Annotated in this window: 18 protein-coding genes; 8 read left to right on the forward strand and 10 right to left on the reverse strand. The window is 50.0% G+C overall.

From position 1 onward, the window contains the following. The first annotated feature begins 45 nt into the window (after positions 1 to 45). From N7E73_RS03425 to N7E73_RS03450, 6 genes are all read left to right on the forward strand, one after another. Complete coding sequence (locus tag N7E73_RS03425) at positions 46 to 729, forward strand: PilZ domain-containing protein (protein WP_432737591.1); 684 nt, start codon at positions 46 to 48, stop codon at positions 727 to 729. Positions 730 to 1,078: 349 nt separating this feature from the next. After that, positions 1,079 to 1,378, forward strand: coding sequence for a hypothetical protein (locus N7E73_RS03430; RefSeq protein ID WP_432737593.1), 300 nt, complete (start codon positions 1,079 to 1,081; stop codon positions 1,376 to 1,378). A gap of 135 nt (positions 1,379 to 1,513) precedes the next feature. Next, positions 1,514 to 2,152 (forward strand): hypothetical protein, encoded by a 639-nt coding sequence (locus tag N7E73_RS03435; RefSeq protein WP_432737595.1) that lies wholly within the window; start codon positions 1,514 to 1,516, stop codon positions 2,150 to 2,152. A gap of 3 nt (positions 2,153 to 2,155) precedes the next feature. Further along, positions 2,156 to 2,695, forward strand: coding sequence for a hypothetical protein (locus N7E73_RS03440; protein WP_432737597.1), 540 nt, complete (start codon positions 2,156 to 2,158; stop codon positions 2,693 to 2,695). Positions 2,696 to 3,085: 390 nt separating this feature from the next. After that, the gene (locus N7E73_RS03445; RefSeq protein WP_432737599.1) at positions 3,086 to 4,306 is read left to right on the forward strand and encodes an ammonium transporter; all 1,221 of its coding nucleotides are present in this window, start codon (positions 3,086 to 3,088) and stop codon (positions 4,304 to 4,306) included. Between the two features lie 30 nt (positions 4,307 to 4,336). Then, a complete protein-coding gene (locus tag N7E73_RS03450; RefSeq protein WP_432737601.1) occupies positions 4,337 to 4,675 on the forward strand; it encodes a P-II family nitrogen regulator in 339 nt (112 codons plus the stop codon). Positions 4,676 to 4,922: 247 nt separating this feature from the next. Here the strand turns inward: N7E73_RS03450 and N7E73_RS03455 are convergent, their stop codons facing one another. From N7E73_RS03455 to N7E73_RS03495, 9 genes are all read right to left on the reverse strand, one after another. Then, positions 4,923 to 7,349, reverse strand: a complete 2,427-nt coding sequence (locus tag N7E73_RS03455) for a SpoIIE family protein phosphatase (RefSeq protein WP_432737603.1) — start codon at positions 7,347 to 7,349, stop codon at positions 4,923 to 4,925. A 554-nt stretch (positions 7,350 to 7,903) separates the two neighbouring features. After that, a complete protein-coding gene (locus N7E73_RS03460; RefSeq protein ID WP_432737605.1) occupies positions 7,904 to 8,443 on the reverse strand; it encodes a single-stranded DNA-binding protein in 540 nt (179 codons plus the stop codon). 13 nt (positions 8,444 to 8,456) lie between these two features. Beyond that, the gene (locus N7E73_RS03465; RefSeq protein ID WP_432737607.1) at positions 8,457 to 8,810 is read right to left on the reverse strand and encodes a hypothetical protein; all 354 of its coding nucleotides are present in this window, start codon (positions 8,808 to 8,810) and stop codon (positions 8,457 to 8,459) included. Between the two features lie 59 nt (positions 8,811 to 8,869). Beyond that, a complete protein-coding gene (locus N7E73_RS03470) occupies positions 8,870 to 9,520 on the reverse strand; it encodes a biotin attachment protein (protein ID WP_432737609.1) in 651 nt (216 codons plus the stop codon). 212 nt (positions 9,521 to 9,732) lie between these two features. Continuing rightward, positions 9,733 to 11,985, reverse strand: a complete 2,253-nt coding sequence (locus N7E73_RS03475; RefSeq protein WP_432737611.1) for an acetyl-CoA carboxylase carboxyl transferase subunit alpha/beta — start codon at positions 11,983 to 11,985, stop codon at positions 9,733 to 9,735. A gap of 1 nt (position 11,986) precedes the next feature. Further along, positions 11,987 to 13,405: a biotin carboxylase N-terminal domain-containing protein gene (locus N7E73_RS03480; protein ID WP_432737613.1), complete on the reverse strand. Its 1,419-nt coding sequence runs from the start codon at positions 13,403 to 13,405 to the stop codon at positions 11,987 to 11,989. A 20-nt stretch (positions 13,406 to 13,425) separates the two neighbouring features. Then, positions 13,426 to 13,797 carry a PilZ domain-containing protein gene (locus N7E73_RS03485; protein ID WP_432737614.1) on the reverse strand — a complete coding sequence of 124 codons (372 nt, stop codon included), beginning with the start codon at positions 13,795 to 13,797 and terminating at the stop codon, positions 13,426 to 13,428. A gap of 50 nt (positions 13,798 to 13,847) precedes the next feature. Continuing rightward, positions 13,848 to 14,597 carry an OmpA/MotB family protein gene (locus tag N7E73_RS03490; RefSeq protein ID WP_432737616.1) on the reverse strand — a complete coding sequence of 250 codons (750 nt, stop codon included), beginning with the start codon at positions 14,595 to 14,597 and terminating at the stop codon, positions 13,848 to 13,850. A gap of 3 nt (positions 14,598 to 14,600) precedes the next feature. Next, a complete protein-coding gene (locus N7E73_RS03495) occupies positions 14,601 to 15,353 on the reverse strand; it encodes a motility protein A (RefSeq protein ID WP_432737618.1) in 753 nt (250 codons plus the stop codon). Between the two features lie 109 nt (positions 15,354 to 15,462). Between N7E73_RS03495 and N7E73_RS03500 the strand changes: the two genes are divergently transcribed. Beyond that, entirely contained in the window at positions 15,463 to 16,290 is an 828-nt protein-coding gene (locus tag N7E73_RS03500) for a purine-nucleoside phosphorylase (RefSeq protein ID WP_432737620.1), read from the forward strand. A 169-nt stretch (positions 16,291 to 16,459) separates the two neighbouring features. Then, a complete protein-coding gene (locus tag N7E73_RS03505; RefSeq protein ID WP_432737622.1) occupies positions 16,460 to 17,131 on the forward strand; it encodes a hypothetical protein in 672 nt (223 codons plus the stop codon). A gap of 19 nt (positions 17,132 to 17,150) precedes the next feature. Here the strand turns inward: N7E73_RS03505 and N7E73_RS03510 are convergent, their stop codons facing one another. Next, the gene (locus tag N7E73_RS03510; protein WP_432737624.1) at positions 17,151 to 17,420 is read right to left on the reverse strand and encodes a hypothetical protein; all 270 of its coding nucleotides are present in this window, start codon (positions 17,418 to 17,420) and stop codon (positions 17,151 to 17,153) included. Positions 17,421 to 17,452: the final 32 nt, after the last annotated feature.

Genomic DNA, 17,452 nt, shown 5'->3' on the forward strand with positions numbered 1-17,452 from the left:
AGCCCGAAAATGGGTTCCGGGCATTTTTTTTATGGAGGATAAAAGATGAACCTCGGCTCCAGACTTCCTGTGCTTGCCTTTGCAGATAACCATATCCCGTACAATGATCTGGGACTTCACTCTGAGCTCGACATCAAATTCTGCTGCGAGCTTGACTCCTTCTTCACAGAAGCTCTCAGCAAAAATTACTGTGGCGTGATCATGGAAATGAAGAAAGTCATGCAGCTTCCAGCCAAGGACAGAAACAACATATTCAACGTTGCAGCAGATGTTCCCCTGCTAAGAACCAAGGCCAGCAAATATACCGTTCAGTTGGTAGACAACCCGGATATTTTCCGTGACAACTGCAAGTCGCAAAAAGTGACTAACCTGCGCCAATTTGAACGCGCCGAAGTAAACATTCAGGTTCTTGTAAGCCCGGAGGACGACCACGCCATGGCAAGAATAGTTTTGGCGGATGTAATAAATCTATCCGAGGCCGGTTGCCTGATACGGACCAGAGCCGACCTCTCAGCAAACCGATTCATTCATATCAAATTTCATGCGCTTTCCAACAAGCTCCCGATATACGGAGCTATACGCTGGACCGAAAGTTCCCGAAGCTCTTTCCGCGGCTACGGCATTCAGTTTGTCAGCATCCGACAGGATCAACGCACGGAACTTGTGGATCGGTATATAAGACCATATCTGGACGCAAACCCAGCAACTCATGATTTCTCAGCCGCATAATACTGTAGGCTATCATTTGTCATTCTTTGTCCCATATTTTGCTTTGCTGGCATTTTTGACCAGTTCACAATACCACCGAACAGTCTGTCATTATGTAAATAAAAAGAAGGACGACTTCCTGAACTGCTTATTGCTACGGTACAGACAAACAAGACAACAACCAAGTTTTTCTGTCTGCTCAGCTTTACCGATTCACTCCGCCCAGCCATCTGCAATATTATTCATTTATCTCATCTTGATATTTAAAACATCGCTGATATTCCAATTTGTGTTGACTTCCATCTGCACTCATTTTATTGAAAACGAAATTCAATATCAAAATCGTTTAGTTCCGAAAAAGGAGAACAGTATGTTTTTAGATGAATCCATGTGCGGCTGCGGTGGAAAAGTTCAGCTTAACCAGAGGATGGCACGCAGGGTGTCCCTTTTTGAGGTTCACTTCAAACAGGAAGCAATGGTCCTCATCGGCATGGGAATTAAGAAACTATCCGCCATGCACGGGCTCCCTGAAGGAATCATCAAGAAGCACATGAAAGGCAACCTGTTCACCGCGCCCCCGTCAAAACATCTCTACTTTCTATTTCACGTACCTGAAATAGATGCGGACATGCACATCGCAATTCCGCCCTGCCATTTCGATTTTCTGTAAAAACACGCTCAGAATAAGAATTACAATGTGCTTCCCTGACAGTACGCTCACGCTGACAGGGAAGCACCCTTTGCCAAAGAAAGCATACACAGTTCACCATTACCTACGACATCAAACCTATAAAGATCAACTGCCATGCTACAAGATGCCAAACGAATCCTCGTATATACAGACAAACCGGATTCATACCGTTATTGCGTTCTCGCAGACATGCTTAACGTGGACTGCTGTTCCTGCCCTGATGAGTTTTGCTGCTCCATGCTGAAGAACAACTACTCAGGACAGATTCTGGATATGCGAAAAATGATGAATACCCCCTGTTGTGCCCGCAACAGAATACTGTCATTTGCAGCCACCACTCCGACATTGAGGGCTGTTGTTGAATTTATGGAGCCGGTTTTCCTGGATAATGAAGACAATTTCCTGTGCGCCTGCCGCGAAAAAGGCTGCACCGGCAATGCGACAGCGTGTCTCATTTCAGTAAATATCCCCATAAAAATAAGTCTTGAAGACGATCCGGCCATGGTCAATCCTGTCACAGGAACCATCCACCACATTGATGAACTGGGCTGTGACTTTCACAGCGAGACAGAAATAGCCGGAAACAGCTTTTTATACCTTAAAATCCCATGCCTGAGAAACAGCCTGCCCATCTACGCAGGAGTTTGCGTTGAACAATGCGGCTGTCAGCACAACTGCGGGCACAGGGTGCGCTTCCTCTATGTAAAAGACGATCAGATCAAAGAAATACAGGAAAGGTTCATCAAGCTGTAAAAAATGAACCTGGCAGAAGCAGAGCCGCAATGGACATTGCACTCAGGCATGTGCAATAATGACAGCATGATGAAAGAATTCAGCACCCGGACCTGCACTGCAGTAATTCTGCTTCTGCTCCTGCTTGCACAGGGTTGTGCTGTTTTCACCGGGTCGCTGGATAAAGCCATGCAATACAGCAGAGAATCCAGACACAGCGAAGCTGTAGGACAATTGGACAGTGTCATAAAATCCAACGCCTCAGAGTCAGACAAAGCCCAGGCCTTCCTTCTGCGAGCAAAAAAATACAAGGCGTTACGGGAATATCGCTATGCCTACCGAGACCTGCAGGTAGCCTGGAAACTGAGTTGTTACCTGTATCAGACAGAAACAACTCCCACCGCACCCGGCTCCGAGCCATTCAACTCAGCACAAGCCTGCACTGAACATATTCCGTTGCTTATAGATGACCTCAAGCCTTTTGTCAGCGATTTCAGTGCAATCATGGCAACTCAGGAAGCTTCTGCCCTTGTAAAACAGCTGTTCCCGGAGTTGCCCAGATAACCCTGCACAGCATTTACAATTTCGTCACATAGCGTGCAGATACTACTTTTTTTGAAATATTTTACCCATAAAAAGCTCACTATACTCACTACATTTTTGTACTCTATTTTCAAATATTCAAATTTATTTTCTTATTTCATCATAAATCACTAAAAAACCATCCATAAATATTTTTTTGCGCAATATCTTCTGAATTCACGTCTTAAAATCGGCCCACACGCTTCCAATTGACAGATATGTTACCTTTTTGTAGCTATCTACAAATTTGAATCACCTTCATATGACAATTTTGAAACATGCCGTCCAAAGACTGGACGACAGCAAATCCTGCCAGCCGGGAGCAATCCTACCCGGCAAGATCATATCCGGAAAGAAAAGGAGACAATTTCAATGATAAACACCGGAGATACCGCATTCATTCTTATTTCAGCAGCACTTGTACTGCTGATGACCCCCGGACTGGCGCTTTTCTATGCCGGGATGGTACGCAGCAAAAACGTACTTGGCACTATTATGCAGAGCTTCATAATGATCTCTGTCATCAGCGTGGAATGGATCTATCTGGGCTACACCATGTCATTCGGCCCGGACATCGGGGGAATTATCGGGGACCTGTCATTTTTCGCCCTTAACGGCGTTACTGCAGCTCCCAGTGAAACATACGCAACCACCATCCCCCAGATCGTGTTCATGATTTATCAGTGTATGTTCGCCGTCATTACCCCGGCGCTCATTACCGGAGCTTTTGCGGAGCGGGTCCGTTTTGCTCCCTTCATCGCATTCAGCGTACTCTGGGCGGTCCTTGTCTACAACCCGGTCTGCCACTGGATATGGGGCGGAGGCTTTCTGGCCGCAATGGGTGTGCAGGACTTTGCCGGAGGGCTGGTGGTCCACCTGACCTGCGGTGTAGCCGCACTTGTGGCCTGCATTGTAATCGGCCCGCGCACCGGATATGGGAAGAGAATGTTCATTCCCCACAATCTGCCCATGACCCTGCTCGGAACCGGGCTGCTGTGGTTCGGGTGGTTCGGATTCAACGGAGGCAGCGCCCTTGCAGCTGACGGCATTGCCGGTGGGGCATTCGTTGCCACCCACATTGCCGGGATGGTCGGCATGGCGGCATGGTGTGCGGTGGAATGGTACCACACCGGTAAACCGACATCACTCGGAGCGGCATCCGGAGCCATTGCAGGACTTGCCACAATCACCCCTGCTGCCGGATTCGTCAGCCCCAACTCTGCCGTTTTCATCGGCCTGCTTGGCGGCCTTATCTGCTACGGCGCTGTCATGTTCAAAACAAAATTCGGATATGATGACAGCCTCGACGTTGTCGGCATACACGGCGTGGGTGGACTCATCGGAACCATATGCCTGGGCATATTCGCTTCCGCAGCCATCAACCCTGCAGGCGCTGACGGACTTCTCCACGGCAACATCGGCTTGCTGATCGCCCAGTTCAAGGGTATTCTGATTGTTGGCGGCTACACTCTTGTCATCAGCTACGGCCTGCTCAAGATTATCAATGCCGTCTCACCGCTGCGCATGTCCCAGAAAGCCGAAGAGGAAGGAATGGACACCAGCGAACACAACGAAAGTGCCTATCAGAATTAATCGCCAGCTATCATTCGTACGGAGTAAGCCATGAAAAAAGTAGAAATAATCATCCGCCCCTTCAAACTGGAAGAAATCAAGGAATGCCTGCGTGAAATAGGCATAAAGGGTATGACTGTCACGGACGTTAAGGGCTTCGGCCGTCAGGGCGGACACAAAGAAGTATACCGCGGCGCGGAATATCAGGTGGACTTCCTGCCGAAGGTAAAAATAGAAGTGGTCATTGATGAAGACATCGTCGACGATGTAATCGAAGCGGTAAGCAATTCCGCACGCACCGGACAGGTCGGCGATGGGAAGATTTTCATTTACCCGGTCGAGGAAGTTGTCAGAATCCGCACCGGAGAATCCGGGGTTGACGCGCTTTAATAGTTTGATTTAAAATTGAGAGAGGACACACAGGTGTCCTCTCTCAGACAAAATCCTTTCCTGTCCGGCAAAGGCAGTCCAACCGTTACGGAAATACCAACGACGCACCGAGGAAAGATGTCGCAAGAGATTCCAAGGCTATAGGCAACTTCAGAATGAGTGTACGCTGAGTCTTCGTTTAAAGTGTACTCACTCTTGTCCTAGGATCAGCAGATCGAGAACTCATGGCTAAAGACCGCGTATAGCCTTACTCGTAAAATTTTGCCACAACCAGCGTCATGTCATCATGTACGCGTGCACCACGCGAAAACTGCTGTACGGCTTCGAAAACCCTGTCCCTGATGGTGTGGGCATCCTCCGCCGCATTACGCCGTATCACATCCATACAGCGCTCCTTCCCGAACATTTTTCCATTAATGTCATGACACTCCCATATACCATCCGTACCAATTATGATAATTGCATTTTTGGGGCGCACATCAAGTCTGTAGGCAGTGTAACGGGTGTCTTCAAGCACACCTAAAGGCAGTCCCTGACCTTCAAGAGTCTGGAATGTGTCCTCGTCAGGATCATAGACCCAGGCCGGATCATGCCCGGCCCTCACCCAGACAAGTTCACCTGACCGGGAATCAGCCAGAAGATGGAAAAGAGTCACAAATCTGGCTGTCTGCCAGACATCTTTCGCCAGTTGCGCATTCAGGCTGGAAACCATCTCTCCGAGGTTATCCTTATCGGTCGGGTGGCTGCGCAGATAGGTCCGCACAGAACTGACCAGAAGAGAAGCGTCCACTCCATGACCTGAAACATCAGCAACCACCAGAGAACATGAACCTTCATTCGTACAGATGTAATCAAAGTAATCCCCGCCGACCTCATCGCAGGGGTCTGAGCGACCTGCCAGTTCCAAACCAGGAATATCGGGGGCCTCTGATGGAAGAAGGCTCTGCTGGAATTGCCCGGCAAGCAACAGAGCCCTTTTTTGTTCAGTAAGGTCTGTGGTAAAAGAGAAATAGCCCATCAACTCCCCGGAATCACTCGTAAGAGCATTGGAGTTGATAACAACCGGAACATGCTGCCCTTTTTTATGAATAAGGGCCGTTTCACGGGTATGCCCTTTCAAACTCTTGAACTGGCCCGGATCAATCCCCATGACTCCGTCAAGCGTATAGGATTCCGGGGAAGTCCCGATTACTTCATCCCGTGTAAAACCGGTAAGCTTAAGCCATGCATCGTTGACATACGTAATGAGGCAGTCCTTGCCCATAAGCAGAAATCCCTCAGTGCAGCTTTCAACGACACGTCGGTATTTCTCCTCACTTTTCCTGAGCCCGGCCTGAAGATTGAGCATAAGCGTCAAACCGGCAGTCCGGTGGTTTTCCATGTTCTTCAGATTGAACTCGGCACGTGCAAGCTTACGAACCAGAAACTTATTTTCACTCTGCAACCCTTCAATTGAGGGAGTGTGTTCTTTTATCAGTTTTTTGCAGCATGAATCTGGTCTGGATATGGCCCTGCCATTCTCTTCCCCAAGCAAAACTGAGATCAGAGTGTGGTTATGCAGGAAGCTGCGCCCATTGCAAACAACAGGGCCTATTTCTCCGAAGCTGTAAAAACCGACCAGGGGAAAATCACAGGGCAGCGCATGCTTGATGGCGGCTATCTCCTGATGAGCTTTGGTACCGAGCATCCACCGGCGTGCTCCGCACGAAAAGGCCAGTGCAATTGTCGACTTTTCTATTACTTCGCGCGGAATATCACGAAATTTGCTGTGAACCCCTTCCAGCAGGAATTGCGGCTTGGACTTGGTCAACCTCAACGTTGACTCCACAGGAATGTCATCACTGAGAGTAATAGAACCAGTTGCTTCGTTAATACCCAAAACACCGCGTATGGAAAAATTACTTTGCCCCTTTTCCCGGACACTCAAAGGAAATTCCGGCAATGGGGGAGCTTCAGAGCCCAGATGTTCCCGATAGAATTCAACTGCAGGACGGGCATCGATTGTATGAATCTCCGGACCGTTGGAAGCTGTCACAGTCCCGGAACGTCCGATTTCCTCCCAGTTACGGCAGGCCAGGCTATGCACGGAAAGAGGTCCGCCGATAAGCAGGAAGGCAACACCCTCCGCGACCGGACCGGATTCATGAAACAAGGCCGGGGGGTGAGGACTGCCTGGTCCACGGTCCGCAATACCTCCCGCAAGGGCACAGTTTCCGTTCCCGCCCATTTCCGAAAACAACCGTAAAATATGTCCTACATTACTGACCCCGGATTCAGGGAAAATGAGACATAATTTCGGTTCTTGTCCCAGATCAACCACTGCATCTTTCCAGGCCCGCTGAACAGCTGTCTGCGGATCATTCTTCAGATCGGTTGCCACCCCGGAAGCGAAGCAGATCGAATCGGAAACAAAGGCCGTGACAATGATCGAGTCGTCACTCAGCCCACAATCGGAACTGAATTCCCCGAGGGTAGTCCCTCCAGCCACCGGAGTATTCGGAAAAACGGCTGTCAGTTCTTTCAACATAAGAGAATGGTCAAACTCGCTGCTGGCGAATACAAGCAGCGCTGCGGGAAGTGTTCCGCCGAGCTTTTCAGTCAGCTGTCCAATTACCTGACTGACAACCTGAGCGGTGTCCATGCCCTCTGCATGACCGATGGCACTTTGAAACATGTAATTACTCCTTTAGCAAAACCGGACCTGAACTTATTTCAACCGCTTTCATAAAAGCCTACGCCCCATCTATGATCAGTCATGCCCCAAATACCACAACAGCCGACTTTAAACCATACTCATAAAAGATGAAATAAATTGCGATTCACATAGAACATCCCGGCTTTACAAACAAAACCTGGCTGATATTAATTTTACCCAATGCGTGGGCTTCTGAAGTTCAAAATTCATGGATTACCTCCTTAATGAATGTCGGTTTTGACTTTCATTACGTCATGCAAAGGGGTTATTTTGGTAGAGAGACCGATTGTAACAAATTCCTGCCAGATCCTACGAACTGAAGACACATGTTTTGTCCACGAAGATTGGAGACTGCCAAGAGGAAGGAAACTCATAAATCAGCTGCACCAGTCAGCTTATCCGGAAGGAGCGTCCTGAAAGCCTAAACTGCGGGTTTAGACTTAAACGCAGATAGAACAGCAGCAACCAACGAAAAAGGCGAAGTCAAATCAATGACTTCGCCTTTCTTATTTACTCTTTTAATTTGAAGACTGCTAGAACGGTACTTCGTCCATTCCGCTTGCTTCGGAGGGAAATGCAGGACCGAGATCCTCGTCGTCAGGATATCCGCCATACGGCTGGGACTGCTGGTTATTATACTGCTGCCCCTGCTGCTGGTTAGGCTGCTGATAACCGCCCTGCTGATTATTGTTGTAGTTCCCATTTCCCTGTGGCTGATTCTGATAGCCGCCTTCCTGCTTGCTGTCGAGCCCTTGAATGACGTTGGCTACAATTTCAGTTGTGTAGCGTTCCTGACCGTTCTGGTCCTGCCATTTACGGGTCTGCAGCTTTCCTTCGACCATAACCAGGCGGCCCTTGGAAAGGAACTTGCCTGCAAATTCCGCGGTCTGACGCCATGCCACAACACGGTGCCACTCTGTTCTGTCAACACGCTGGCCGGTATTACGATCCTTGTAGCCCTCGTCGGTGGCAACTGACAGGTTTGCAAACGCCTGACCGGATGTTGTGTAAGAAAGTTTCGGGTCCTGCCCGAGGCGTCCTATCAATATTACTTTGTTCATGCTTCCTGCCATTTACGGCCCCCATTTATCTGTATTTTCTTTTTGCCGCGATTTTTTCCGCGACACTCAACTCTTCTTCAAGGTCATAGCTGACGGTATTCGCTTCCGAAGCCTTCCAGTCCCCCAGCGCTTTTTCCAACCTTAATTTAAGGTCGTAAGCCCTCCGGATGGAATCGGCCATAGCTGCGGCTTTTTCTTCGGGAATCATACCCAGCTCCAGCCTGTCTTTCAGATCTTCCACAAGCTCAATAACACCGTGAGGCCGCCCTTTTACCTGCGGTTCTTCCCACGCTGTCCTGACCAGATGGGGCCAGTTTTTCTCTACCTCGGCCTCATTATATGTCTGAGCCATAACCCTGATCTGAAGTACGTTACCCATTGCAAAAGTCCTTTACTAATACGGAAAAAAAGAGTCCGTCAATGGCGAAGCTGCAGCTTTTAATCGCGCTCTTCCCATTCGCTCTGAACACGGTTGACCACTTCCTGAATCAGCTTGAGCTGATCTGCAGGGCAGATACCCACAAGAGGCTGACCGGCATCAATGTTGTCTCCGTTATGGAAATAAACGGAATAAATAAGGCCTTCAGGGCCGCTGTAGCTGAGCGGGGTTTCACGCTTCATACGGGAAACAATCAGCAGGTCCATGCCCTCGTGAACTTTGACGGAACGGGCACCAGCACCTTTGATCTTGCTGTCCACTTCGGGAGTGAAATAATACTTGGCCTTCTCCGGTGCATTAAACAGGAAAAGCGCTTTTTTGAGGATCTGTTCGATGACCTCTTCCTTGGACAGGAAATGGCGGATTTTTATCAGCACTTCGCCTGCTTCTACAAACTGCCCTTCAAGGTCCTGCCTGATGGAAACAATTTCACCCTTTTCCGGAGCGGTAATGGTCTTGGTATTACGTTCACGAGTAAGCTTGGCCAGCACGGTTCCGGTCTTTTCTTTCCACTCACCGGTGGGGCCTTTAACCTTGTCGCCAACTTTCAGCCCGGCATATTCAACCAATCCGGTATGGGGAACGGATATTTCTATCTCCTCGTAGGGAGAAGCCTTTATTTCTTCAAGCAACTCTTTGATATTAAGCATTATATTAACCTCGATTTATTTCAGACTCATGCAATTCGCAACTTGGCGGCAGTCCATTATATACACTTTTTAAAATCCGGGCAGCACTGTGAGCAGCCCAAAAAACACGGCACCGGGAAATTTGCAGACAATAACCCCAAAGTCAACAGCTTCATGCAGTCCCTAGCACAGAAAGCATATTAAGATAAACACATACACAAACGAAGGTAAAATTATCTGTAATACAGATTTCTGCCGCCCATGGTAATAAGTGCCTGATGTATATTGTCAGCCATTTCGCGGCGGTCCCAGATACCCTGAATGTGTCCCCGCGACAATGCATTCCAAGCGCTATGGTAATCAGGCGGTACACTGATGCCCGTTGTTTCCAATATGACCCGCGGACCTGCGAAACCTATGTTTGATGAGCGGATACCGAACTGATAGGCCGAGCATCCCAGAAAACTGGCTACGGACCCGCCGTAGGAGTTGGTATCATATATTACAAGATACAGGCCCCCGGCATCCACATAACGACGCAGGGCCATGGTGCAGCGCGGCATCTGGAGAACCCCGCTCGTACCTTCCTGAATTCTGATTCCGGCAGTTCCGTGCACGTAGGTAATAAGCGGAAGCTGCTTTCTCTGGGCCCGTTCAGCAGCGCGAATAATCTTTTCACCTTCCGCTGCGCCGACTGACCCGCCACGGAAAGGAGCGGCAAGGCAGACAACAACAGCGTTAATATCGTTCAGGCGGGTTTCAAACGTGATGCATGCGGACCGCAATCCGGTTTTCTTGCGCGCTTCATCAAGCTTCAGGTCAAAGCCCTCGTAATCGAGAGGATTTGCCGACTCAATGCCGGAGTTGAACTCGAACCCCTCGGCATAATTGAAAACATTATACAGATACCACTGATATTCCATCGGAAAATGGTGACCGCAGGAGCTGCAGACCCCGGCAAAATCTCCGAACAGATCCGGCCCCCAGAGATCAAGACAGCCTTCGGATACGGAATTAGGACAGCTGTAAGTTCGGTCCTCGCGCACCCGCGGGCTGTTGTATTTCCAGCGCCCTTCATCAAAGCAGGGACTTCCTTCCTCACTTGAAAGGCAGAAAAGTTTTTCACGAATATCAGATGATACAGTCGCCGTCCCCCCAGACTGCCCATTACTTCCCCTGAGCAGCCGGGCCGTTCTTTCCCTTACCAGATGGGCCTCGGCCTGAATTTCTTCCATACCGAGCTTGGCTGCACGGATTGCACGACCGACAAGATTATATACCACCCATGAACGTGTCGCCCAGGCAACGCCCTGAATTGCAGCCCCGGCACGCAGGAAAATAGAGCGGTGGTCCATATAGGCCCCGGTAGAAAGCCGACGAAACTTTTCATACCGCTTTTCCACCAACCGGGCTCTTGCCCCGGGCGTAAGTGCCCAGCGCATGAAAACATCCTCTTCGCTGTTTCCTTTGCCCTGCTTCAGCGCCATGGCCCGGAAGAGCTTCAGTCCCTTGACGGAAACGCATGCTTCGTTGGTGGCCCTGATTACTTCGGAACGCAATGTCCTGAAAAATTCATAGCTGTTCGGCTTGGCACCGAGATCAGGCTCCTTAATGATGCGGTCCACATACCCCATTCGAAGATTATCCGCCGCCGTAATGCAAAGCTTGCGGGCACATTCTGAAATCATCCGATCACCCACACGATTTCCCGTGGCAAGATTGGCCTCGATAGCTGCCGCGCCTTCCGGAGAAATTACCGAATAGTATCCATGTGACAGCATCAGTCTGCGGTCGGCGAGACCGATAGCCTCTGCTCCCCCTGAACCGCCTTCGGAAATAATGGAGACGATGGGAACATCTATGCGGGCCATTTCGTAAATGTTGCGTGCAATCTGCTGCGCTGCTCCGGGATAATCCTCAACCGGATAGGAGCCGGGGGTAAAAATATAGGTATGAATCGGAATTCCTTCCGCCTGTGCAACCTTCATATAGTGCAGAGCCCGCGCGTTACCCCAGGGTTTGGCGGACCCGCCGTTGCGGAATTCCTGCCCGTGCCCCTTCTCCTGCCCGATGACCATGACCGGCTGATGAATTACCTTATTGCCGACCCTGCGGGTTATATACGCCTGCGCAATAAGCATTGCCGGATCAATACTGAACTCTCCAAGCCCGCCGAGCTCGGTGTAGTTGTCGTAAACGTTTTCCAGAATGTCGGTAAGGCTGATGCGTTGAGGATGGCGGACAATACGCACCCGGTCCATCGGCGTAAGCTCTTTTTCCAGCTTGGATTCAAGAAAAGCGAAAAGATCTTCAAGCCGTGAAAGCCGCCGCAGTGATTCGGAACGTTCAAGCTCTCTGAAGGAGGACCGGAATTCATCAAGTTCGGTGCGCAACATGGTGATGTTGGCATTTTCGGAATTACCGAAAATATCCCGGATATAGTTTAACCGCTCCACCAGAGCGTCTATGCGCTTATTGATATTCATCCTAGAATTCCAGCAGGCGGGTTGTCCTTTCAATCAGATAGGATATATTGGACTCAAGCGACCGGCCATGACGATCGGCACCATTCAACTTCAAACCCTTGAGAAACTGGACTCCCCTTTCCCTGACCTGCCGCAAAGAATCACCGCGGACTATGGCCAGCGCGAGGTTGGGATCGAATTCGGTGGGAATCTCATAAGGCCGGTCAGTGGGTACCTGGGTATGAACCTGCAGCCAGTCGGTTTTCTGCCAGCCGAATTCAGTAATGGTTCCCACCCACGGACAAAAGTCTTCAGCCGGATTTTCCGCGATAATCCTGTACTCCAGTGCAACGCCTGACAATGAAATTTCCTGCTGGGAATAATCCATGCCCCCGCCAAGGCCGAGCCTGATCTGCTCCCTGACAATGTCCACTCCATCGTTACCCTTGAGGGAAGCAATGGCAGCCGAGACACCGTTTTCAACCTGAATGCGGGTATTGACTTCCATGAGGAAAGGTTCCCCTCTTGGAGTGACAATCCATTCCCATGTCCCCACACTGTCGTACCCGACTTCACGGGCCATGGACAGGGAATGGCCGGTTATACTTTCAAGCAGGTCTCCGGCATCAAAAATATAATGAATTTCATCAGGGGCAAAACCTGGGGCAACCTCAATGCGTTTCTGGTTTCCGCTGCTCTGAACCGAGCAGTTGCGCGTACCGAAATGGACATGCTTCTTCCCGCTTCTTTCAGATACCACCTGAACTTCGAGATGATTGAACCCGTAAATTCGCTGCTCTATCAGAACGCCTTCATCATTGAATTGGCGTTTGGCGTAATTTCGAATGCGCCGGTAGACGGAACGGAACTCATCAGGATCGCCGACCTCCTCAATGCCCATGCCGCCGCCTCCGGCGGACGCCTTGACCATGATTGCCGGAGCCTGAAGGCCCTGTTCATGCTGAAAGGCAAAAAGGCTTTCCGCCAGTTCCACGGCTTCAAGCTCGTCATAGATGGGACGATCTGAGCCAGGAACAGTAGGGACACCGAGGCTGCGGGCCAGACGCTTGGTATTGATCTTGTCGCCAAGCTCCTGAATGACCCACCATGAGGGGCCTATGAAAATGAGGGGATTATTGCGCTCGACAACCCGGCGGGCAAATCGGAAATCCTCAGCGAAAAAGCCATAGCCGGGATGGATTGCGGTCGCCATGACTTTATCCGCCACACTGAAAATCTCATTGGCATCACGATAGGAGCTGATTTTGAACAGAGCACCGCTTCCACCGTTTTCAACAGCAAAACGGACGTGCCCACTCTCCCGGTCCGCTTCGGTAAAAACACATACGAACTCATGCCCGAGCTCAATACAAGCCCGGGCAATGCGGATGGCGATTTCGCCCCTGTTGGCGATCAGGATTTTATGAGGTCTGTTCAGCACACTAAAACCGCTGCCGGCAATCAGCCATTGGCTCCCTTCTTCTTGCGCAGCATGATCATACGCTTCTGCACTTCAAGTACGAGCTTATCGAGGCGTTCTTCCTGATACTTATCCAGGTCAACATAGATACAGCCCATCAGCCCTTCGCCGATGTCCCTGACCACTTTGATGGTCAGTCCGGCCAGCAGAACTTTCGGCCCCAGAACAAAATCAACCTTGAACTGGTCGCCGACGTTATACCTTCTGCCTCCCGAAGCAAAAGCAAGGCCGCCTACGCTGAAATCCTTGACCACAAGCGGTGCAGGATGACCGGAAATTTTAATCACAAGTCCCGGAATACTTGTGCGGAAAGCTCCGCGAGACTGATTCTTGCTGTCAAAAGAAATATCCATATTTCTCTCCCAAAAATGCCCGGCATCGCTGACTCGGGCAACCGTTTCCCTTACGGTCCTGTCATTATCTTATCCAGAACGAACTCTACCCTGCGGTTACGCTGACGGTTTGCCGGGGAATTGTTCGGAACCAGCGGGTCCATTTCTCCAAGTCCAGTGGCAGTAAGCCTGTTCGGCTTAATGCCCATCTTCATCAAATATCTCAAGACATTCACAGCGCGCAAAGATGAAATCTCCCAGTTGTCCTTCAACCGGCTGCCTTTGCCGGGCTGTGAATTGTCCGTATAACCTTTTATATTGATGTACTGATCAGGATGTTTCAGGAAAAAATCCTTCAAAGCCCGGACCGCAGCCTCGCCTCTCTCGTTGAGTTCCACCTGTCCCGGGTCAAACAGCACATCGGAGGGCAGCTTGATCGTAACCTTGCCGTCCTCAAACTTTGCACTCATTATCCCCTCCACGCCCTTGGTGGTCTGGAGATATTTTACATCTTCGAAAACCTTGCGTTGAGCCTTGATTATCTGCCTGCGGGTCATGACCTGATTAAGGATGGCCCCGGCTTCCTCTCGCTCGGTCCTGCTTGTTGCCACCTTGTCCATCTTTCCGTGGATAGCCTTTGTCACGGACTGAAAAGTCATGTCGAACTTTTTGGCATCAATCTCGGACATAGAATAAAGGAGAATGAAGAAAACCAGCAGCAGCATCGACATATCTGCAAAAGTGGTTATCCACTCATTGGAATCCTCATCGTCATCGGCTTCGTCGGCAATAAGCGAACCTTTAAGGAGTTCATCATCCATGGTCTAATCTCCGGTCCGGTCCTTGGGAGCCTGAAAAGAGGACAGCTTTTCATATACAAGTCTGGGGTTGTTATTCTCAAGGATTGATTTCGCCCCTTCAAAAATGATTTCAAGATGCAGTTGTTCCTGAAGAGTCCTTGCCTTGAGTTTAGCCCCGATAGGAATGAACAGAAGAGTGGCAAGCAGCGAGCCGTAAAATGTCGTAAGGATCGCTACAGCCATCGCCGGGCCGATGGAGGACGGGTCCTCCAGATTCGAAAGCATCTGCACAAGACCTATCAGAGTTCCGAGCATCCCGAATGCAGGTGCAAGCCCAGCAAGACGCTTATAAACATCCTGAGCAATCTTGTGCCTTCTTTTCATGGCCGAAATTTCAATGGAGAGAGTGGCCCGAATCAATTCCGGGTCGGCGTTATCCGCAATCAGCTGGCAGGATTTTCTCAGAACGACGTTTTCAGTCTGTACATTCTCAAGAGCGATCAGACCTTCGCGACGGCTGATTTCAGCAACCTTGACCATGATGTTTACCACATCATTGACCCGCACCTTTCTGGATGAAAAGGCCTTGAAGCCTGCAAGGATCGCCTGCAGAACCTCTTCAAACGGGTGCGCAACGCAGATTGACGCAAGAGTACCGCCAAGAACAATCATCATGCCGGGGATATTGACAAAAACATCAACAGCTCCGCCGATAAAAATCGCTCCCACAACAAGGGAAAGCCCCACCAGCATGCCGATTAAAGTGGAAAAATCCATAGAATCCCGTTCTCTTTTCAGTTAGTAGTGAAGCAGGCGGACAGGGACTGTCCCAGACCCCGGTCCTGCCCTCCATACGTATCAACCTCATAACCAAGAGTTAAAGACTATGACCTCCCCCGAATCCATATCTATTATTAACAGGCATATACTAGAAAAGATAGATAATTTTCAACCCCATGCAACAGGAATAATTCTGGGCTCCGGCCTCGGGGAAGCCATAACCAGACTTGAGGACAGTACAGAGATCCCGTACAGCGACATTTCGGGTCTTCCGCAATCCACGGTCAAAGGGCATAGCGGCCGGATTGTATACGGATTTATGCAAGAAAAGCCGGTACTTGTCTTCAGCGGGCGATTTCACCTGTATGAAGGATACACTGCAGCCGAAGCCTGTACGCCGGTCCGGGTTATGGGTGGACTCGGCCTGAAAAGAGTATTCATCACCAATGCCGCCGGGGCTCTGAATCCCCAGTTTGACGCCGGAGATCTCATGCTCATTACTGACCACATCAATTTCACCGGACATTCTCCACTCACCGGACCGAATTACGAAGAATGGGGGCTTCGCTTTCCGGACATGAGCAGAGTCTACTGTGATGAACTGCGCAGTATTGCCCTTGAGGCTGCGAAATCAGTTTCGGTACGGCTGGAGAGAGGAGTATACGTGCAGGTCAGTGGTCCCAATCTTGAGACACCCGCTGAGACCCGCATGTTCAGAACCCTCGGAGCTGACGCGGTCGGTATGTCCACCGCTATTGAAGCCATCGCGGCGGTACACATGGGACTGAAAGTAATGGGTATTGCCTGCCTGACCAATAAGAATCTTCCTGACTGCATGGCCGAAACAACACACGAAGCGGTAATTGAACAGGCAGCTAAATCTTCAGCCGCCATGTCCGCACTGATTAGAGAAATTATTTCCCGGCTGGATTAACCAACAGTCATTTTACCGTCCATATTCACCTGAATTGCTGGAACAAATTCCTATGCCACGAGGTCAAGGGGCCGTATAAACACCTCTTTTCTTTCGTGGCATCTTCATTGCTAACCATTGAGCGCAGGCAATTCCTGCACTCTGCAGTTACCAAAAACGGGGAATTTCAATGAAATCCAAGTCCATATCATTATTACTGGCCGGCACAATGCTTCTGTCTGTCGCAGCCTGTTCCGGCTGGGAAGACCGCACACTTGACTATCTTGGCAAACGCCCCACAACAGGGTCCTTTTTCAAGGAAGACGAGACACCCATGGTGGAACTCAACTACAAGGCAGGCAACATCATCGCCAATCAGCTTGAAGAAAGACTTCCGCCGGGATCACCGATCACCGTGACAATGTTTCGTATGCGTGGAAGCGATGTTCAAACCGATTTTGCCAAAGTTCTTACCGAACAGGTGGCATCCAGAATTGCTCAGGAAGGCTTTGCTGTCGTAGCGGACAGCTCTCAATTTCCGACCAGACCTATGGACGACGGACTGCCTGCCCCGATCAAGTGTGTTCTGGCAGGAGCCTATTCCGTGGGCTCTGAACAGATAACAATCACTGCTGCGGTCTCGACCTTAAGAGATGGGGAAATAATGGGCTCTTACGACTGGACTGTACCGCTCAACGCAAAAACCCGCTCGTTGCTGCCTATTGAAGAATCACCGTATATTGATCCGCTGGTGAACACATCCGGACCGGTGGAGAGAAAAGAGGATGCCAGTTTCGAGAGCAACTTCGTTCCCGAGCAGCAACATCAGACTCCGAGCTTCGAGCAGAACATAATGGAATAATCCAGCAACATCGATTCAATCAGTTCATCATGCTGGCGTACAGACGCCGGGCATGTCGTTTGGATATTCCCAGACGCTGGGCAATTTCTCCCGTTTCAAGACCATCGTTCCGCAATTTGAGGACCTTGGCTGCCAGCCCTGCATGCCTGAGATACCTTGTTGAAACATATACACTTTCCTTTGAAAATTCCCCCATCACGGATAATGCTGCCTTTTCAGGGCATTTATGCCCCTCCTTCACCTTTACCATCTCCCTCAGGATCACATCGTACAAATCATTATCTCTCATTCAAACCTCCCTCATTAAAATCCATAAAGATA

This window comes from Maridesulfovibrio sp. FT414, from assembly GCF_050916235.1.
In the GTDB taxonomy this organism is placed as follows: Bacteria; Desulfobacterota; Desulfovibrionia; order Desulfovibrionales; family Desulfovibrionaceae; genus Maridesulfovibrio.